This is a genomic window from Ruegeria sp. CDSB114, from assembly GCF_059611025.1.
Genome location: NZ_JBXWOT010000012.1, coordinates 1 through 19,162 on the forward strand (window position 1 = coordinate 1; position 19,162 = coordinate 19,162).

The 19,162-nt window shown below is 56.7% G+C and carries 21 protein-coding genes; 10 read left to right on the plus strand and 11 right to left on the minus strand.

Annotated features, from left to right (window positions below; genetic code table 11):
- Window positions 1-193: 193 nt before the first annotated feature.
- Together AC2FIP_RS18415 and AC2FIP_RS18420 are read right to left on the minus strand one after the other, a co-directional pair.
- Window positions 194-784 (minus strand): hypothetical protein, encoded by a 591-nt coding sequence (locus AC2FIP_RS18415; RefSeq protein WP_496787643.1) that lies wholly within the window; start codon window positions 782-784, stop codon window positions 194-196.
- Between the two features lie 95 nt (window positions 785-879).
- Complete coding sequence (locus AC2FIP_RS18420; protein WP_496787646.1) at window positions 880-3,228, minus strand: DNA topoisomerase IV subunit A; 2,349 nt, start codon at window positions 3,226-3,228, stop codon at window positions 880-882.
- A gap of 201 nt (window positions 3,229-3,429) precedes the next feature.
- Here AC2FIP_RS18420 and AC2FIP_RS18425 point away from each other — a divergent pair, with 201 nt between their 5' ends.
- From AC2FIP_RS18425 to AC2FIP_RS18450, 6 genes are all read left to right on the plus strand, one after another.
- Window positions 3,430-4,032, plus strand: a complete 603-nt coding sequence (locus tag AC2FIP_RS18425; RefSeq protein WP_246097307.1) for an SH3 domain-containing protein — start codon at window positions 3,430-3,432, stop codon at window positions 4,030-4,032.
- Between the two features lie 68 nt (window positions 4,033-4,100).
- A complete protein-coding gene (locus tag AC2FIP_RS18430) occupies window positions 4,101-4,928 on the plus strand; it encodes an SDR family NAD(P)-dependent oxidoreductase (protein ID WP_496692210.1) in 828 nt (275 codons plus the stop codon).
- Window positions 4,929-5,008: 80 nt separating this feature from the next.
- Window positions 5,009-5,212: a twin transmembrane helix small protein gene (locus tag AC2FIP_RS18435; RefSeq protein ID WP_142639289.1), complete on the plus strand. Its 204-nt coding sequence runs from the start codon at window positions 5,009-5,011 to the stop codon at window positions 5,210-5,212.
- A complete protein-coding gene (locus AC2FIP_RS18440; RefSeq protein WP_142639287.1) occupies window positions 5,213-5,785 on the plus strand; it encodes a cob(I)yrinic acid a,c-diamide adenosyltransferase in 573 nt (190 codons plus the stop codon).
- A 264-nt stretch (window positions 5,786-6,049) separates the two neighbouring features.
- Window positions 6,050-6,808: an electron transfer flavoprotein subunit beta/FixA family protein gene (locus tag AC2FIP_RS18445; protein ID WP_142639285.1), complete on the plus strand. Its 759-nt coding sequence runs from the start codon at window positions 6,050-6,052 to the stop codon at window positions 6,806-6,808.
- Entirely contained in the window at window positions 6,808-7,737 is a 930-nt protein-coding gene (locus tag AC2FIP_RS18450) for an electron transfer flavoprotein subunit alpha/FixB family protein (protein ID WP_142639283.1), read from the plus strand. Before AC2FIP_RS18445 ends, AC2FIP_RS18450 begins: the two co-directional genes overlap by 1 nt.
- Window positions 7,738-7,798: 61 nt before the next feature.
- On the opposite strand, the gene AC2FIP_RS18455 is transcribed toward AC2FIP_RS18450, so the two are convergent.
- Window positions 7,799-8,620 carry a DUF6473 family protein gene (locus AC2FIP_RS18455; protein ID WP_496787647.1) on the minus strand — a complete coding sequence of 274 codons (822 nt, stop codon included), beginning with the start codon at window positions 8,618-8,620 and terminating at the stop codon, window positions 7,799-7,801.
- A 162-nt stretch (window positions 8,621-8,782) separates the two neighbouring features.
- On the opposite strand from AC2FIP_RS18455, the gene AC2FIP_RS18460 reads away from it, so the two are divergent.
- Complete coding sequence (locus AC2FIP_RS18460) at window positions 8,783-9,658, plus strand: 3-hydroxybutyryl-CoA dehydrogenase (protein ID WP_142639281.1); 876 nt, start codon at window positions 8,783-8,785, stop codon at window positions 9,656-9,658.
- Between the two features lie 65 nt (window positions 9,659-9,723).
- Here AC2FIP_RS18460 and AC2FIP_RS18465 read toward each other — a convergent pair whose 3' ends face one another.
- From AC2FIP_RS18465 to AC2FIP_RS18495, 7 genes are read right to left on the minus strand one after another with little or no spacing between them, the layout of a single operon-like run.
- Window positions 9,724-10,623, minus strand: a complete 900-nt coding sequence (locus AC2FIP_RS18465) for a lysophospholipid acyltransferase family protein (RefSeq protein ID WP_271951305.1) — start codon at window positions 10,621-10,623, stop codon at window positions 9,724-9,726.
- Window positions 10,624-10,662: 39 nt separating this feature from the next.
- Complete coding sequence (locus AC2FIP_RS18470; protein WP_142639277.1) at window positions 10,663-10,932, minus strand: HPr family phosphocarrier protein; 270 nt, start codon at window positions 10,930-10,932, stop codon at window positions 10,663-10,665.
- Window positions 10,929-11,342 carry a PTS sugar transporter subunit IIA gene (locus AC2FIP_RS18475; RefSeq protein ID WP_142639275.1) on the minus strand — a complete coding sequence of 138 codons (414 nt, stop codon included), beginning with the start codon at window positions 11,340-11,342 and terminating at the stop codon, window positions 10,929-10,931. The genes AC2FIP_RS18470 and AC2FIP_RS18475 overlap by 4 nt, the downstream gene beginning before the upstream one ends.
- Window positions 11,339-12,220: an RNase adapter RapZ gene (gene rapZ, locus AC2FIP_RS18480; RefSeq protein ID WP_496698411.1), complete on the minus strand. Its 882-nt coding sequence runs from the start codon at window positions 12,218-12,220 to the stop codon at window positions 11,339-11,341. The genes AC2FIP_RS18475 and rapZ overlap by 4 nt, the downstream gene beginning before the upstream one ends.
- The gene (locus AC2FIP_RS18485; protein ID WP_496787649.1) at window positions 12,217-12,687 is read right to left on the minus strand and encodes an HPr kinase/phosphorylase; all 471 of its coding nucleotides are present in this window, start codon (window positions 12,685-12,687) and stop codon (window positions 12,217-12,219) included. Before AC2FIP_RS18485 ends, rapZ begins: the two co-directional genes overlap by 4 nt.
- 4 nt (window positions 12,688-12,691) lie before the next feature.
- Window positions 12,692-14,410, minus strand: a complete 1,719-nt coding sequence (locus AC2FIP_RS18490; RefSeq protein ID WP_496698416.1) for a sensor histidine kinase — start codon at window positions 14,408-14,410, stop codon at window positions 12,692-12,694.
- 32 nt (window positions 14,411-14,442) lie between these two features.
- Window positions 14,443-15,147 (minus strand): response regulator transcription factor, encoded by a 705-nt coding sequence (locus AC2FIP_RS18495; RefSeq protein ID WP_142639269.1) that lies wholly within the window; start codon window positions 15,145-15,147, stop codon window positions 14,443-14,445.
- Between the two features lie 347 nt (window positions 15,148-15,494).
- Here AC2FIP_RS18495 and AC2FIP_RS18500 point away from each other — a divergent pair, with 347 nt between their 5' ends.
- From AC2FIP_RS18500 to AC2FIP_RS18510, 3 genes are all read left to right on the plus strand, one after another.
- The gene (locus AC2FIP_RS18500) at window positions 15,495-17,093 is read left to right on the plus strand and encodes a phosphoenolpyruvate carboxykinase (RefSeq protein ID WP_142639267.1); all 1,599 of its coding nucleotides are present in this window, start codon (window positions 15,495-15,497) and stop codon (window positions 17,091-17,093) included.
- Window positions 17,094-17,365: 272 nt separating this feature from the next.
- Window positions 17,366-17,743 (plus strand): hypothetical protein, encoded by a 378-nt coding sequence (locus AC2FIP_RS18505; protein WP_246097302.1) that lies wholly within the window; start codon window positions 17,366-17,368, stop codon window positions 17,741-17,743.
- A gap of 36 nt (window positions 17,744-17,779) precedes the next feature.
- Complete coding sequence (locus AC2FIP_RS18510; protein ID WP_271951321.1) at window positions 17,780-18,322, plus strand: hypothetical protein; 543 nt, start codon at window positions 17,780-17,782, stop codon at window positions 18,320-18,322.
- Here AC2FIP_RS18510 and AC2FIP_RS18515 read toward each other — a convergent pair.
- Entirely contained in the window at window positions 18,319-19,083 is a 765-nt protein-coding gene (locus AC2FIP_RS18515; RefSeq protein ID WP_496787650.1) for a sulfite exporter TauE/SafE family protein, read from the minus strand. The two genes, AC2FIP_RS18510 and AC2FIP_RS18515, sit on opposite strands and share 4 nt — an antisense overlap.
- Window positions 19,084-19,162 lie beyond the last annotated feature (79 nt).

The window sequence follows — 19,162 nt, forward strand, 5'->3', positions numbered from 1 at the left end:
GTCTTGCCGTGGTCAACGTGCCCAATCGTGCCAATGTTGACGTGCGGCTTATTACGCTCAAACTTTTCCTTTGCCATTCCTCAGGCGCCCTTTTGTGCTTTGGGGGACCCTTGGTCCCGTGGTTACATCTGCGCGCGCGAGATATTGGGTTCAAAGGAGAAAATCAAGCACATCCTGCGGGAAATGCCGTTCTTTAAGCCGGATTTTGCGTTGCTTCACCTGAATCGAGTGGCTGGATCAGTTCGGGACGCCGGTCGAACCAACCGTTTTCCAAATGTTCCTCGGCCAACCATTCTTCGACTCGGTCTGCAACTTTCAGTGCCAGCCCGCTCATTTGCTCTTGTTTCGTCCGTTCATGACCCGACCCTTTCAGGGCACTACCGCCGGTTGTGTCTTCCAGCACCTGGAATTGCTTACCTTTGGCAAGAAACTCTTTCTTGTTCACGTCATAAACATTGACCAGAACAATCGCAGTGCTCTTGGGGTTGTAGATCACCGGAATTCCGGGAGGGGCCAGCATGTAGCCCTCGAGGCTGATGCCGATGTCGTATTCCTGAGCGCCCGTATAGCGCCCAAGGCGGATGCCCACCGCGTTTTGAATGGCCGCAGTCCATTCGTCGGGCGTCGCATCCCGGCTTACCGGCCCCTGCACCGCCTTATCGGCAAAGGCATAGTTTACCCGCAACTTGAATTCGCCCAGCGACTCAGGCTCTTCGTAAACCTGCGTTTGGGTGCAGGCGCCCATCAGGGCCAATCCGGTGATCAGTGTCAAAATGCGCAACATGTCTCGTCTCGATAGGCCTGTTTTTCTTTGATCTAACGCACCGATACGGCTTGTGCCAAGCCGTATCGGCATAAATCCTCTGTGACCGGGCCTGATCAGGAGAATTTAAAATCACGCGGGAAGCCGTATGGCGGCTTTTTCCCGACGCTGGCACGCTTGGCCAGCCATTGCGAAAGATCTGCCTCGTGCCGGGTCTTGTCGCCACCCATGGACCATTTCAGGCCCTCTTCCCAGTTGAAGGTGGTGATATCTGACAGCCCGCCGTCCAATTCCAGCGTCCCCTGCCGCCCGCGCGCCATATTGTATTTCTGCAGGCGAACGCCCTTGCCGCGGGTCATTTCAGGCAGTTCCTCGGTCGGGAAGACCAGAAACTTGCCGTTCTGAGAAACCACTGCAACGTGGTCACCTTCGATCGCCTTACAGATAATCGCTGTTTCGTCGCCTTTGACGTTCAGCACCTGTTTGCCGTTTCGGGTCTGTGCCAGCACGTCATCCTCGGGCACGGTGAAGCCGTTACCCGCATCCGAGGCCACCAGCAGCTTGCGCCCCGGTTTGTGGATCAGGATGTCGATTATCTGCGCCTCATTCGGCAGGTCGACCATCAGGCGCAGCGGCTCGCCCATACCCCGACCGCCGGGCAGATTCGCGGCACTGATGGTATAGAATCGACCGTTCGAGGCAAAGACCAGCAGCCGATCGGTGGTTTCCGCATGGAAGATAAACCGTGGCCCATCGCCATCCTTGAACTTCAACTCGCGGTTCAGGTCGATATGGCCGGTCATGGCGCGAATCCAGCCCATCTGAGAGCAGACAACCGTGATCGGTTCGCGGTCGATCATCGCCTCAAGCGGGACCTCTTCGACCTGACCGGCTTCGGCAAACTGGGTGCGCCGCGCGCCGCCCTCATAATCCTTGCCGAACGTTTTCTTGGTCTCTTTCAACTGCTCGGCGATGCTGGCCCATTGCAGGCTTTCGTCGGCTAGAAGATCTTCGAGATTGGCACGTTCCAACATCAGCTCATCGCGTTCGCGAACCAGCTCCATCTCTTCCAGACGGCGCAAGCTGCGCAGACGCATGTTGAGAATTGCGTCGACCTGGACCTCGGACAGCTCGCCCTCGCCCGGTTTGGGCGAGACATAGTCGGCCTCATTGGTGGCGCGGACATGGTCGATGCCCCAGTCTTCGCGCATCAGCGCAGCCTTGGGGTCATCGTCATAGCGGATAATGTCGATCACGCGGTCAAGATTCAGGAAGGCAACGATAAAGCCCTCCAACACCTCCAGCCGATGGTCGATCTTGGCCATCCGGTGGCGCGACCGGCGCAGCAGAACCTCTTGCCGGTGATCAAGGAAGGCGCGAAGCACTTCTTTCATCGAGCAGACTTTGGGTGTCACCCCGTCGATCAGCACGTTCATGTTCAGGCTGAACCGCACCTCAAGGTCCGAGTTGCGATAGAGCATGCCCATCAGAACCTCGGGGTCCACATTCTTGGAACGCGGCTCAAGGATCAGGCGGATGTCATCGGCGGATTCGTCACGAACGTCGCCAAGGATCGGGATTTTCTTGGTCTGAATCAGCTCGGCGATCTTTTCGATCAGCTTCGATTTCTGAACCTGATAGGGAATCTCGGTGACGACAATCTGCCACTGACCGCGGCCCAGATCCTCGACCTCGAACTTACAGCGCAGGCGGAATGACCCGCGCCCGGTGCGATAGGCCTGCGCGATATTCGCAGGCGGTTCAACGATTACGCCACCGGTTGGGAAATCCGGTCCGGGCACGTAGTTCAGAAGCGTATCGTCGCGCGCATCCGGCGTCTTGATCAGATGCAAACAGGCGTCACACAGTTCCGAGATGTTATGTGGCGGGATATTCGTCGCCATGCCCACCGCAATACCGCTGGAGCCATTGGCCAGCAGATTCGGAAATTGCGCGGGCAAAACCACCGGTTCGGTCAGCGTGCCGTCATAGTTGTCACGGAAATCGACAGCATCCTCGTTCAGACCCTCAAGCAGAGCCTCGGCCACGATGGTCATCCGAGCTTCGGTATAACGAGAGGCCGCCGGGTTATCGCCGTCGATATTGCCGAAATTCCCCTGCCCGTCGACCAGCGGATAGCGCACATTAAAATCCTGCGCCAAACGCGCCATTGCGTCATAAATCGCGGCATCGCCGTGCGGGTGATAGTTGCCCATCACGTCACCAGAGATCTTCGCCGATTTACGGAAGCCCCCCGTCGCGCTCAGTCGCAGTTCGCGCATCGCATAGAGGATTCGCCGATGCACCGGCTTCAGACCATCCCGTGCATCGGGCAAGGCCCGGTGCATGATGGTGGACAGCGCATAGGTCAGATAACGTTCACCAATCGCGCGGCGCAGCGGTTCGGCTACTTCGCCCCCGTTCTCGGGGGCCACCATATTGGGGTCGTCGATCGTATCATTCATAGATGATGTGATACGACGCAAGGGCGCGCGGGTAAAGCAAGCAAGACATATTTTACTGGGGACAAGTGGCGCTTTTTGCAACAGGGGGAGGCAACCCCCCGATTTCCCCCGTTTTTCGACTTGGGTCGCGAATTATGCTAGGATGTCTGACATTAGTCTGCTGCCTTTTTTTGTTTTGATTGATCGACCGGGGGATGCGCCATGACGCGCCTGATTGTAATGAGTTTCGCTGCACTTGGCTGGTGCTTTTACGTCATGAGTGGCGGGCCTAATTTCGAGCCGCGCGGTGTGCGATCGGAACAGCCTGTGCGAGTCGCCTCGAAAGCGGCCCCCAAAACCGTAGCACCGTCTCCGGCAAAAGAGCTTGTGACAAATGTCGCTATGCGCTCGCCGGTCGTGCGCGAGCGCCCGATTGATCCCCAGCCAGCAGTCGCAGCGATTGTCGCAGAACCCGCCAGTCTGGACACTTTCAACGCGCTTTCGGTGTTTGACGATCAGACTGCCAGCATCACGCTTGCGTCTCTGGAAGACGGTGTAACTGGCCTGAAGCAAATCACCAAGGACGTGCAGCCTGAACCCGCCGCCCAGCCTGAACCCAGGAAAGATATCCGGGAAATCTCCGGGACCCGCGTGAACATGCGTGACGGCCCTGGAACGATCTACCCGATTGTTGGCAAAGCGCGCATCGGCCAGAAGGTCGAGGTGCTAAGTGACTCGGGCACCGGATGGTTGCGACTGCGCGTGTTGCCGCAGCAACAGGTGGGGTGGATTTCGACCTCTTTGGTCAGAAAAACACCAGACTGACGTGGAGCAATGATTGTCCCCATACTCTGTGCACCCTAGCTTGGGGCTGGTTCAGAATCGGGAAAATCATGCAGAAAACCATTCTAATTACTGGCTGCTCATCGGGCATCGGACTGGATGCGGCGCATGGGATGCGCGCGCGGGGTTGGCGCGTGTTTGCCTCGTGCAAACAACAGCGCGATTGCGACCGGTTGCGGGCGCAGGGGTTTGAAAGCCCGCGCATTGATTATACCGACACGGCCAGCATATCGTCGGGTTTGAACGAAGTGTTGGAGGCCACCGGAGGCACCCTGGACGCGCTGTTCAACAATGGCGCACATGGCCTGCCCGGCGCGGTCGAGGACCTGCCGACCGAAGGCCTGCGTCAGATTTTCGAGGCGAACTTCTTTGGCTGGCACGAACTGACCAGACAGGTCATCCCGATAATGCGCAATCAAGGACACGGGCGAATCGTTCAGAACTCTTCGGTGCTGGGTCTGGTGGCCTATCCGTGGCGCGGCGCCTATGTGGCCACGAAATATGCAATCGAAGGGCTGACGGATACACTGCGCCTGGAACTGGCTGATACGGGGATCAAGGTCATTTTGATCGAACCCGGCCCGATCACATCTAAAATCCGCGAAAACTCAATCCCGTTCTTCGAGCGGTTCATCAACTGGCAAAACTCGGCCCTGCGCGAACGTTATGAGTCCTCTTTGTTGAAAAGACTGTACGAATCGTCGGGGCCGGATCGGTTTGAACTGCCCGCATCAGCGGTTACGACCAAGCTGGCCCACGCCGTAGAATCCAAGCGCCCGCGCCCCCGATACTATGTGACAACACCTACATTTATCGCCGGTTGTTTGCGCCGCATCCTGTCGACACGTGCGATTGACCGCATCCTTGCAGGGGTCTGAGGCGAAATAACCCGTTCGCTTTTGGCACGCACGGGGCTAGATGATAGCCCTAGGCAAACAGAAACGCGGACGGTGTACTCATGGACCTAATGATGGTCATTTTGCTTTTGGCCATGGCGGCGGTTGTCGTCGTATTGGCGCTTGGCATCTCGAATTTTGGCAAAAGCGGCAGGGACGCGGCACTGAAAAGCAACAAGTATATGCGCCTGCGTATCCTGTTTCAGTTCATCGCCGTGATTCTGATCGTGCTTTACGTCTGGCTGCGCGGTCAGGGAGGTCAGTAAATGGTCGTATTGAACAAGATTTACACCCGCACCGGTGATGATGGCAAAACCGCACTCGGCAATGGCGAACGCGTTGCCAAATACTCGGGCCGCGTCACCGCTTATGGCACCGTTGACGAGTTGAACGCCTTTGTCGGCGTCGCCCGGACCGAGGCAGATGGGGATGTCGAAGCTGCACTCGCCCGCATTCAGAATGACCTGTTTGATCTGGGCGCGGATTTCTGTCGTCCCGACATGGAAAAGGATGCCGAAGCAGACTATCCGCCTCTGCGCATCGTGCCCTCGCAGATTGACCGGCTCGAGGTTGAAATCGACGCGATGAACGAAGCCTTGGAACCGCTGCGCAGTTTCATCCTGCCCGGTGGCTCGCGTCTTGCGGCGCATCTGCATGTATGTCGAACCGTATCTCGCCGGGCCGAACGGCTTGCGGTTGAGTTGACCAACATGGAGCCGGTCAACGAAACCGCAGTCAAGTACCTGAACCGTCTGAGCGATTGGTTCTTCGTCGCAGCCCGTTGTGCCAATGAAAACGGAACCCAAGATGTTCTATGGGTTCCGGGCGCGAACCGCTGAAAGCGGCGTTGCGTCCAGTGGACGCGGCGGCGACCGGAAGGGCGAAGCCCCGGCCCGACGGGCGGGCGCAAACCGATAGCTTCCTGCCTTTTGGGTGGATGTGTGGTGCTTGGTCACGTCAAAAATAGCAAAACGCGACGTCCGTAGCAGATGACGTGACGATTTTGCCCTGTTGCCGCCTGAATTGAATCGCTATTCAAGCCCTCATGAACATTGGTGGAGTCGCGACGCGGCTTGCCGTTTTTTGTGAGGAGCTAGCGCAAAATGAAGGTACTCGTGCCTGTCAAACGCGTGATTGACTATAACGTTAAAGTTCGCGTCAAAGCGGATGGCAGCGGTGTCGATCTCGCCAATGTCAAAATGTCGATGAACCCGTTCGACGAAATTTCTGTCGAAGAGGCAATCCGTCTGAAAGAAGCCGGCAAGGCAGACGAAGTCGTCGTTGTTTCTATCGGCGTAAAACAAGCCCAGGAAACACTGCGCACTGCGCTGGCCATGGGCGCGGACCGTGCCATCCTGGTCGTTGCTGCAGATGATGTCCATCAGGACATAGAACCCCTGGCCGTTGCCAAGATCCTGGCCAAAGTGGTCGAGGAAGAGCAGCCCGGTATCGTTCTTTGCGGCAAGCAGTCTATCGACAACGACATGAATGCAACTGGTCAGATGTTGTCAGCACTTTTGGGCTGGTCACAAGGCACCTTTGCGTCCGACATCGACATCGACGGCGACAGCGCAAAGATCACTCGCGAAGTCGATGGTGGCATGCAAACCATCAGCGTCAAAATGCCGACAATCGTGACCGTGGACCTGCGCCTGAACGAGCCCCGTTACGCGTCGCTGCCCAATATCATGAAGGCGAAGAAAAAGCCGCTGGACGAGAAAACCGCCGCTGATTACGGCGTCGACGTCTCGCCGCGCCTGGAAGTCGTCAAAACCGAAGAACCACAGGCACGTGCCGCTGGCATCATCGTCGGCTCGGTAGACGAGCTTGTCGCGAAACTCAAAGAAGCGGGGGCTGTGTAATGGCTGTTCTTCTTCTCGCCGAAGTCAACAATGGTGAACTGGCGCTGGACGCAACCGCCAAAGCTGTAAACGCAGCAAAGGCACTGGGTGATGTAACCGTTCTGGCCGCAGGCGGTTCCGCTGCTGCTGCCGGTGAAGCTGCCGCCAAGATCACCGGCGTCTCAAAGGTTCTGGTCGCCGAGGACGAATCGCTGGGCCATCGCCTGGCAGAATCCACTGCTGCGCTGATCGTAGGTCTGGCTGATGGTTATGAGCACATCGTTGCCCCCGCCACAACCGATGCCAAGAACGTTATGCCGCGCGTTGCCGCGCTGCTGGACGTCATGGTCATCTCGGACGCGTCCGGTGTCGTCGACGGCTCGACCTTCGAACGCCCAATCTATGCGGGCAACGCGATCCAAACCGTCAAATCTGTGGACGCCAAAAAAGTCGTCACTTTCCGAACCGCAAGTTTTGATGCTGCGGGCGAAGATGGCTCGGCAGCCGTTGAGACCATCTCGGTCGGCGAGAACCCCGGTCTATCGTCCTGGGTCGAAGACAAGGTAGCCACAAGCGACCGCCCCGAGCTGACTTCGGCTGGCGTTGTTGTGTCGGGTGGCCGTGGTGTCGGTTCTGAAGAGGACTTCAAGCTGATCGAAGGTCTCGCTGACAAGCTGGGGGCCGCAGTTGGCGCATCGCGCGCCGCAGTCGACTCGGGCTACGCTCCGAACGATTGGCAGGTGGGTCAGACCGGCAAGGTTGTTGCCCCGGATCTGTATGTCGCTGTCGGCATCTCGGGTGCGATTCAGCATCTGGCAGGTATGAAAGACTCGAAAATCATCGTGGCGATCAACAAAGACGAAGAAGCGCCGATCTTCCAGGTTGCCGATTACGGTCTGGTCGCCGACCTGTTCCAGGCCGTTCCGGAACTGACCGAGAAACTCGGCTGATCAACGGGCTAGACTTTTCCACGAAGAATCTTGCATTGGGCCCGCCATCGGCGGGCCCTTTTCATTGCAGGTTTCTGATCGGACCGACCAAGGCGTCAGCAATCGACCTGTGTGCCGCAGGACCTATCATATATTCCGCCATGGGCTGTTGCAGTGTTCCAAACAGCATATCTTCAAACTCATCGGACTGCCCCGACACGCTGACCGTCACCTCAACGATCTCGGCGCTGAGAGGGCGCAGGGCCTCGATCATCTGTGGCGTGATCCGAATATCAGCACCGTGCTTGGGCTGATCACTTTCTGCCTCACGCAGGACCTGCAAATTCAACAAGACAACAGGCGCTTCAAGCGCCTCAACAAGCCCCCCAATGCGGTCGATCCAATTCCGTCGCAGCTCTTCTGCGATTACCTCGAACCGCGCATCATTGCGGCCCTGCAACAAAATCATCAGGTGATGTACGAAATGGACATCAGCAAAGTCGATCTCGGGATAGAGAGATTTCAGATCCTCTGTCGGAGCCAGAAAACGGTCGTTGCGTCGGGGATGAACCCGGTAGAATCGATTGGACTGCCCCAATATGTCGCTAAGCTGCACCACGCAGAGCTCTGCTTGGTTCAGTAAACCCTTCAACTCCGTGTCATCGCACAGCGCATCTACGCCGCAAAAAAGACTTCCGAAATTCAGGCATCGCCTGTCCAACCTCTCTTCGAGAACTGCCGCGAATGGCTGCTCGACGAATCGCCCGAATGTTTCGGTTCCACCTGCGCAGGCCACAAATGACGTTTCCAGCGAACGCATTGGCCCACGAAACCATAATCGTGACTCACCGTATTGGCACACGTCATGCTCGAGTCGCCCCGAGCCAGCTTGATGATAGCTCATATCACTCACCCAATTTTCACCCGGATGCCATCTTGCAGCCGCAAGTCTTGAGAATCTCCTAATGTGCGCATTTGAAGCAAAGTCGAACGGTCTGATCCCCTTGCCGCCCGCCCCGATCTGCCGATAGTGTCATCCTACCCCGTGGCACAGAGGCATCAAAAAATGGATGTAAAATCAGTCGGAGTGATTGGCGCAGGCCAAATGGGCAATGGTATCGCCCACGTACTGGCTTTGGCGGAATATGACGTTCTGCTGAACGACGTTAGCCAGGACGCGCTGAACAGCGCCATGGCGACGATTGAAGGAAATATGGCGCGCCAGGCATCGCGCGGAAAAATTTCGGATGAGGAGATGCAATCCGCGCTGAAACGCATCACGACTACAATGGAGCTGCCACAGCTGGGCCAGACTGACCTGGTGATCGAGGCCGCAACCGAGCGTGAGACCGTCAAACAAGCCATTTTCGAAAGTTTGCTGCCACATCTGCAACCGCATACTATCCTGACGTCAAATACGTCATCTATTTCGATCACACGTCTGGCGAGCCGAACAGACCGGCCCGAACGCTTTATGGGTTTTCACTTCATGAACCCAGTTCCGGTGATGCAACTAGTTGAACTGATCCGGGGCATTGCTACGGATCAACCAACATTTGCTGCCTGTAAGGCCGTTGTAGACCGCCTGGGCAAAACCGCCGCCAGCGCCGAAGATTTCCCGGCTTTCATTGTCAACCGCATCCTGATGCCGATGATCAACGAGGCCGTATACACCCTGTATGAAGGCGTGGGGAATGTTCAGTCGATTGACCAATCGATGAAATTGGGCGCAAACCACCCGATGGGACCACTAGAACTGGCTGACTTTATCGGCCTGGACACCTGTTTGGCCATTATGAACGTGCTGCATGATGGATTAGCCGATACCAAATATCGCCCTTGTCCGCTGTTGACGAAATATGTCGAAGCGGGCTGGCTGGGACGTAAAACGCAGCGTGGTTTTTATGACTATCGGGGCGAGGCCCCAGTGCCGACCCGGTAAAGGCCACCGCCCGGAATTCATCCGGGCGCAGCCACGAGATTGTCCTGATCAAGTGAAATTGCAGGTCAGAGCTTGGTTGCCTGCCCCAGACCCAGCGTGTGTTTTCTGAGCCAAGCCATAAAGCCGCGCGGATCTCGTTCCAGCAGCTGCATATCCTCATCCGAGATCGGTTCTCCGATCACCGGGGATTGCGGTTTGTTGCAGGATCGAACGATCTCGTGCAGCAACAAACCCTGGCGCAGAATCGCAGAAAGCTTGTTGGCGATCTGGTAGGCACGCGAATTCCTGCCAGGGAAAAAGATCGGCAGGACCTGCGCGCCGGATCGACGGATCATTTTGGCCGTGAACACGTTCCACTCACGCTCGATCACCGGCCCGAACCAGTCATCCGAAGACATCACGACGCCCGACGGGAACAAGGCCACAACGCCCCCGTTTTTCAGATGCTCCATCGCATTGCCGCGCATCTCAAGCATCTTGGCCTGTGCCTCGGGATCGTGCGGGAAGGGCACCGGAATCATGAACGACGTCGCCGCCTCGTCCAAACCTGTCAGAACCGAACGGGTCAAGATCCGATAGTCGCTGCGGACCCTGCCGATCAGCTCTGCCAGAATCATGCCGTCGACCATGCCATGGGGATGGTTGGCTACGACGACCACAGGCCCCGTTTTCGGAATACGCGCGATCTGTTCCTCTGGCGTGGTCAGGTCGATGCCCATTATATTAAGCGCACCTGCCCAGAACCGTTGGCCGCGGAATTGTTCATTCTGCTTCTCGAACTTGTTAACCATACCCAAAATGGTCAACTTACCCGTACACCATTCAATGGTGCGGATCGCTGTTGCAGTCCAAGGGTCGTCGAACGAGTTTGCGTAGGTCAGGGTCTTACGATCATAGATCTCGCCCTGGTCCTTGGTCCCATCCACCACCGGGCCTGTCTTGGTCTCGTGCGTTGTTTCCGCCAATTCCTGGTTATCCCGTTCTTCGTATCACGGCGGGTGCGGTCAGAAACCTTCTCCGAACTTGTCGTTCACCAGAGTCTCCAACGCATCAGCCAACGCCTCAGCATCCGGTCCGGACGTCTCGACGTCAATAGTCGTTCCACGAGACGCTGCCAACATCAAAAGACCCATAATGCTGTCACCGGATGCGGAAAGCCCGTCTTTCGACACCTCGGCCTGAGCGTCGAACCCTTCTACCAACTCGACCAGCTTGGCCGAGGCGCGGGCATGCAGGCCCTTTTCATTGATAATTTTCAAGCTTCGGGTGGTCATTCTTTATCTGTCCGGTTCTCGTCAAACGTCACATTTTGCGCATTGATATACTTACGTCCAGCTTCCATTGCCTGCCGCACGGCTTCGCCAATCGGCAGGTGGCGGGATTTGGCCAGTTTTATCAACATGGGAAGATTTGCGCCGTAAAGGATACGGCGATCCTGCGGCGCGCAGGCACGCAGGCTGAGATTCGACGGGCTTCCGCCAAACAGATCGGTCACGACGACAACACCGTCACCAACATCAACACTGTCGGCGGCCGCACAGATTTCCGATTGCTTCGCTTCGCGATCATGATCGGCCTCGATCGAGATCGCGGCCAGGCCGGGCTGATTGCCGACCACATGCTGCATCGCGGCCAAATATTCTTTGGCCAGCCCACCATGTGCTACGAGTACGATCCCGATCAATCCGGCCTCACATTCAACGATCGTCTTTCCATTTCGCGATGCCTAATTGCCACTTGCTGCCCCCCCTCTGCAAGGGCCTTTGCAACCGCTTCGGCCATTGCAACCGATCTGTGTTGCCCTCCGGTACACCCAAAGGCCACGGACAGGTAGGCTTTGCCCTCGGCCCGGTAGGCGGGCAACAACAAAGTCAGCAGGTCAACCACCCTTTCGAAGAAAGGCGCATAGTTCGCGTCGGTTTGAATATAGCTCGCCACATCCGAATTGCGACCATCTTCGGCCCGTAGCTCGGGACGCCAGTACGGGTTGGTGAGAAAACGGCAGTCAAAGACCATATCCAATCCGCGAGGCAAGCCACGCTTATAGGAAAATGATTCGATGGTTACCGCCAGATGCCGCCCACCCTGAGGTGCAAACCAGCGCTCAACCTCTTCGCGCAGTTGGTGAACATTCAGTGGCGTGGTGTCGATCAACGTATCTGCGAGTTCACGAATTGGGGCCAGCGACTCTTTTTCCTGGCGCACTCCGGTTTCAGGGCTGGCATCCGCAGACACCGGGTGACGTCTGCGGGTTTCCGAATACCGACGCAGAAGGACTTCATCGCTGCAATCGAGATAAAGCGTGGTCAGGTCAACCTGTTCCATCCACCGAAGCTTAGCCAGCAATTCGATGACGCCAATCGTGGAAAAATCGCGGTTGCGCGCATCAATACCCAGCGCCATGGGACGGTCGGTTTTTGGCCCGTCTAATAGACGCAGCAAAAGACCCATGGGAAGGTTGTCGATGGCCTCGAACCCCAGATCCTCTAACACACGGATTGCGGTGGACCGGCCTGCGCCGGATGGGCCGGTGACAAGTACGATGCGTCTTTGGGTCGTCATTGATTGGACCATTCCGGGTCTGCGCACCCGTTTTTCATCAGTTGCAAGAGCGCTGCTGGTAAATTGGAGACGCCAGCGCCCCGAAGCAAGGGAACAGTTTGCCTCAGGATAAGAATTGAACGGGGTTCTGGCAGGCGCGCGGGTTCTTCTTGCGCCATGTCCACCACAAAGCCAACCGGCACCGGCCCAACAGAGACTGCCCGCAACAGGCCAAGACCTCTTGCCTCGATCAGTCCACCTATATTTGGAGCCGCCTCTGCCAGGGCGAGATTGCCATCCATATACAACCGAACCCGATCGTCCGCGACCAGATCGGCCCCCAACGCCATCATCTGCAAAGACAGCGCTGACTTCCCGGTGCCCGAAGGCCCCACGATCAAAACAGCACGGTCTGCTACCGCGACGCAAGAGGCGTGAACGATGGCAGTATCATGGTGTTCAACAGCGGAGAGTGCGGACGTGCTCACCGCATCAAACCGGCAGGCCCACGACAAATCGCGCGCCTTGAGGGTCTGATGTTATGTCCGCTTCGGTCGGGCGGATATTTTCGGCCCAAATCACCCCGCCATGCGCCTCGACGATCTGCTTGGAAATTGCCAGACCCAACCCCGAATTATTGCCGAAATGCTCGGCTGGTCGCTGGGAATAGAACCTTTTGAACACTTTGGTCAGGGCTTGCTCGGGGATGCCTGGGCCGGTGTCTTCAACAACAACCAGAACCCGATCCTCGCGCCGGCGTACCCACACACGTATGGCATCGCTTTCTTCGCAGAAGGAAATCGCATTGGTGATCAGGTTTACGAACACCTGCGCCAATCGCGCCTCAAGCCCGGTCACGGTGATTGGTTCGGGCGGCAGATCAGTGATGTAATCGATTCCCTTGGCGCGCGCATCCTCGCCCAGATACTGACCGAGGTTTCCGATCAGGTTCAACAAATCAAATGGCTGCTCTTCCTCCTTGACCAGTTCGGCATCCAGGCGCGAGGCGTTCGAAATGTCGCTGACCAGACGATCCAGCCGACGGACATCATGTTCGATCACCCCCATCAGCTTGTCGCGCTGGTCGTCTCTTTTAACCATGCGCAACGTGCCCACAGCGGATTGAAGGCTGGCTAGGGGGTTTTTGATCTCATGCGCCACATCTGCCGCGAATTGTTCGTTTGCATCAATCCGGTTGTACAGCGCGGTAACCATGCCGCGCAAAGCTCGGCTGAGTCGTCCGATTTCGTCCGGTCGCGCGCTCAGATCGGGGATGCGGATGCGGCCCGGGTTGACCCCCGCACCGCGGTCTTTGCCCATCTCGGCGGCGGATGCCAGGTCGGCTAACGGGTTGGCGATGGTCGATGCAAGGACAAGGCTCAATCCGACGGACACCAAAAGCGCCACGACGAACATGCGCAGGATCCGCTCTTGATCACGGCGGGCCAATGCGTCGATTTCTCCGGCGGGACCGGCCATGGCAACCGCGCCAACGGGCTTTCCATCCAGTTGGATCGGGGCCGCAGCAACGATAACCGTTTCGCCTGCGTCATCCTGAACCGCCTGAACCTGAATATGTCCGGTCAGCGCCTGTGGAATGATGGCCTGAACGCGTTGGGCCAAGGTTGGCGCTTCGCTGGTTTCATCTTGTTTGAACACTTTGGACAGCCCGGTCCAGACCGCGTTCAAGGCATCACTGATCAGTGTGCTTCCAGTCTGCGCATCAGCTTCTGAGCGCAGCATGACCGGCATCTCTGAGACCGCAGGCGCGCCGCGCGTCCAACCAATCAGCGTCCCTCGGGCATCGTAAACAAAGACTTCACCGCCGACCGGCAGGCTGAGACCAGCCAACGTATCTTTGACATCCAGGATGGCCGCGTCGCGGGTAATGCCAGTCACATTCTGTCGCAGCTGGGTTTCAAATACGTTGCTGACCAACTGCGCATCACCAACCAGGTTCCGGGCGGTCTGCTGCACCTGTTCTTCTCGCGAATTATCCAGATATAGCAATCCGGTGACCAGAATCACCAATGCAATCATGTTGAATGTGATGATCTTGCGCGCCAGAGGCGAGCCCCGCAGAGAAAACAGATTGCGGCGGCCGCGTGTGGCCCTGAGTTCGGCGGAATCGTCGCTCTGGGGGATGACCCAGTCATCCCCAAGAACGACGTCACCGTCGCGTAACTCGTTTTCTTGCTCAGTATCGCGCACGAGACCCAGTAACCCCTTAACTTAGGCCACGCTTATTCTTCGTTGTACCGATACCCAATACCATACAACGTTTCGATGGCCGAAAACTCCGGATCAGCAGCGCGCATCTTTTTGCGCAGACGCTTGATGTGGCTGTCGATCGTGCGGTCATCTACATAGACCTGATCGTCATAGGCAACATCCATCAGCTGATCGCGGCTTTTGACAAATCCCGGACGCTGCGCCAAGGCCTGCAGCAGCAGGAACTCGGTCACTGTCAAAGAGACATCCGATCCCTTCCAGCTCACCGCGTGGCGCAAGGGGTCCATCCGCAATTCGCCCCGTTCCATCACCTTGGCGTCGCCTGTGTTGGCAGCCACGGGATCACCCGAGGTCGCTTCCTGACGGCGCAGCAAGGCCCGTATCCGTTCTACTAGCAACCGTTGCGAAAAGGGCTTTTTGACATAATCATCAGCACCCATACGCAAACCCAGAACTTCGTCGATCTCGTCATCTTTCGAAGTCAGAAAGATCACCGGCATCTGGGTCTTCTGCCGCAGTCGCTGCAGCAAATCCATGCCATCCATACGCGGCATCTTGATATCCAGCACTGCCATATCGGGCAGCTTCTTGTTAAACGCATCCAGAGCAGCCTGCCCGTCGTTATACGTTTCTACCTCGAAACCCTCGGCTTCGAGCGTCATGGATACGGACGTCAGAATGTTCCTGTCGTCATCCACCAGTGCAATCTTTGACATCGGGTTAACCCCTATTCCTGCTCTCATACGAAACAATTCGCTTATTTGTAGGGCATTTTTGTCGTTTTTATGGCCGCGAATCAATCACCATCTACGAATCGTGCGATTGTTGTCACACACATGCGGCAAAAAAGCCGTTAATGGTCTTCGAAAAGTGTCTGTATTTCCGGCAGAAAAAACATGGTGGCGCTAAACCTGAACTTGGTTGCGCTAACTGCGCCAAACCGTCCTGTTCACGCCCTAAACGACCATGATAAGACCCGCCCAATCGCCGGTTTTCCCGGTACACTGCCCCAAGAGCGCACCTTGGCCAATCTGCCGCCGCGCCGCCACAGGAGAAGACACACATGACATCTGGACGGGTGAACCCGCAATTCCGCCTCGAAGATCAGGGCATCGAGGGTCTGGGCAATGTCTATTACAACTTCATGGAACCGGCACTGATTGAAGAAGCCCTCAAGCGGGGTGAAGGTACACTTGGCAATGGCGGAGCTTTTCTTGTCAGTACCGGCAAGTTCACTGGCCGTTCTCCCAAGGACAAACATGTTGTCCGCACCGACAGTGTCGCCGATTCGATCTGGTGGGAAAACAACGCCGAGATGAGTCCCGAGGGTTTCGAAACGCTTTATGCCGATATGATCGAGCACATGAAGGGTCGTGACTATTTTGTGCAGGATCTGGTCGGTGGCGCCGACCCCGCTTATTCGATCAATGTGCGCATGGTCACCGAACTGGCATGGCATAATCTGTTCATCCGTCACTTGCTGCGCCGCCCGGATCGTGAAGACCTGGATGAGTTCATCGCGGATTTCACAATCATCAACTGTCCCAGCTTCCAGGCTGATCCGGCCAAGCACAACTGCCGTAGCGAGACAGTGATCGCACTGAACTTCGACCGCAAATTGATTCTGATCGGCGGCACAGAATATGCCGGCGAAAACAAGAAGTCCGTCTTCACCCTGCTGAATTACATGCTGCCCGAAAAAGGCGTGATGCCGATGCATTGCTCGGCGAACCACGCGGTCGGCAATCCCGTTGATACCGCAGTCTTCTTTGGCCTCTCGGGAACTGGCAAGACCACCCTGTCCGCTGATCCGGCCCGCACCTTGATTGGCGATGACGAACATGGATGGTCAGACCGTGGCACTTTCAACTTCGAGGGCGGGTGCTATGCCAAGACGATCAACCTGAACGCCGAGGCCGAACCCGAGATCTATGCAACCACCAGCAAATTCGGCACCGTGATCGAGAATATGGTTTTCGATCCCGAGACCAAGGAGCTGGATTTCGAAGATGACTCGCTGACCGCAAACATGCGTTGCGCCTATCCGCTCGAGTATATCTCCAATGCCTCGAAAAGCGCGTTGGGCGGGCATCCGAAGAACATCATCATGCTGACTTGTGACGCGTTTGGTGTTCTGCCCCCGATTGCGCGGCTGACCCCGGCTCAGGCGATGTACCACTTCCTGTCGGGCTTCACCTCGAAGGTTGCTGGCACAGAGCGCGGCGTGACCGAGCCCCAACCCACATTCTCGACATGCTTTGGCGCGCCGTTCATGCCGCGTCGCCCAGAAGTCTATGGCAACCTGCTGCGCGACAAGATCGCCCAGCACGGCGCGACCTGCTGGCTGGTGAATACCGGCTGGACTGGCGGCGCCTATGGCGTTGGCAGCCGGATGCCGATCCGTGCGACCCGCGGTTTGCTGACTGCCGCTCTGGATGGATCGCTTCGGGATGCGGAATTCCGCAAGGATGCAAATTTTGGCTTTGATGTGCCGGTTTCCGTCCCCGGTGTCGCCGAAGTTCTGCTGGATCCGCGTCGCACCTGGGACGACCAGGCCGCTTTCGATAAACAGGCTGAGAAGCTGGTTCAGATGTTTGCCGAAAACTTTGAGCAGTATCTGCCTTTCATCGACGAAGACATCAAAGCCGTAGCAATCGGCTAATGTTGCAAAAGGGGGCCAACCTCTCCCCTTTTTTCGGACAGCACATCTGCAGGCAATCGTCCTTATTCGTCTAACGTAAGGTGTCCTTACAAATTCGTTGCCCGATTTGCCGGTTTAAGCTATCCAATGATGTCATTAAGACAAATTCGCCCGACGCAATCGCGCCGGGCGTTGTTTAAAAATACCTTGGGTAACTCAGCCGCGCACTCACATTCGCGAATTGAGAAACCTAATCAGATAGCAAGTGTATGCCAATGGGGATGAGTGTCAATATGAGACTTTCTGAACATTCAGATTTCAGTTCGTCTCATACCGCTGCTTTGTCGCAGCGCGTGACATGGGAAACGACAGGTAACGAAATGACTGAAATCTTGAAACTGACCGAACTGCGCAAACTGATGCAAAGCATGGAGCGCACGTTGGGGCTGGAACAACTCTCACCGGTAGAGCGCGATATCTATTACGCCGCCGAAGAACTGTCCAAAGCTGACCAGGAAGTTCGGACATTTGGGTTGATTGAACACACGCTTGTGCAAAGCGTCTCGCGCCCGACCTTTTTTCGTGCGCTGAAGTCGCTGGTGCAGAAGGGGTATTTGTCACAAAGCGGTAGCGCGAACCGTGGACGGTATGTTGTGCATGCGCCTAAGTAATAAAGCGTTTGATCTGCGCATTGCTGGCTGACCGCCGTGCGCAGATGGGCCTCTGAAACGTTCTTTGCCTCACTGGCCTACGTAATTGCCTCGTTCCTTACGTTCGAGGTTCTGATGCCACTGCAGAACGTATTCTTCCCCGAATATCCCAGCAAGGCCAGCCTGCTGTTTCTCCCGCATGGTGTGCGTGTGCTCTCTGCTTGGTTGTTGGGGTGGCGGGCGATTTTTGCGCTCTTGCCCGGTGTCTTTCTTGTCTTTGCCTTTCTCGGCGGAAGCGACGTCTTCCTGCCCAACCGTCTGGCCGCCATAGCAATCGCCGTCACAACCGTTCCTGCTGTATTTTACCTATGCAAATGGGTCGGCTTCGATCTGTTTCCCCACCCGGACCGCAAACCATGCTGGTCCTGCGTGATGGGGGTCGGGATCGTCACGTCAGTATTGGTGTCCGTACTGACCAACCTGGCTTTTGGCAGCGGTGGGCTGGAATATATCGCCTTCCTGATCGGCGATATCTCGGGCCTGTTCTTTCTGATGCTGGGGCTCTATTTCACGCTGCGCGCGATAGATCGGCGTGCCTAGCCCATCAGCCCGCGTCGCAACAGGTTCAGCCCTGCGATAAGCAGCACGAACAGGGTGATCTTGCGAAACAGCGCCTGATCTATGCGCGACTGCAGTTGCAACCCTACCCACATGCCAGCCAGCCCCGGTAGCACCAGAGCAGCCGAGAACGGAGCGGTTTCGGCGCGGAAAATCCCGGAGCCCATATGCGCGAACAGCAAGCCCAACGCCCCCAAACCATAGATGACCCCCTGCACACGCATCTGCACCGCTTTCGGGGTGTTTAAGGCGGTCAGATAGGCCACGGTTGGTGGTCCCCAAATTCCAGACATCCCCCCGACAAAGCCTGCAACCGCGGCGATCATGGCTTCTATTCGGGCAGATGGGCTGGCCAATTTCAGACGCAGACCCAATACTTGGATCAATGCAAAGACTGTCACCGGGATGCCAATCATCAACAAAAAAGTTGATTCTGGCACTGCGCTGACCAACTGAGCACCAATCAGCAGAAACACCAACCCGACAACCAGAAATACACGGAACTGACGGATCGAGGACACGGCGGCCGGAACACCCCCGCGCAATGCCTGCACCCCATTTGTCACCAGGGTTGGCAGAATAAGCCCCGCGATCGCCATATCCGGCGAAAGGAACATGCTCAGCCCCGAGATCAGAACCATTGGCATGGCAAACCCGACCATGCCTTTGACCCAACCGGCAATGAAGGCAACCCCACAGGCCAGCAGCAGTTCTTGGGCAGAGAGCATAGAAAACAACGTCATGGCTCCCTGATATCACTCCTGACAGGTGCTGCACTGCAAAAATGATCAAGCAACTTTAGAACTTTTTAGTCGCATAATT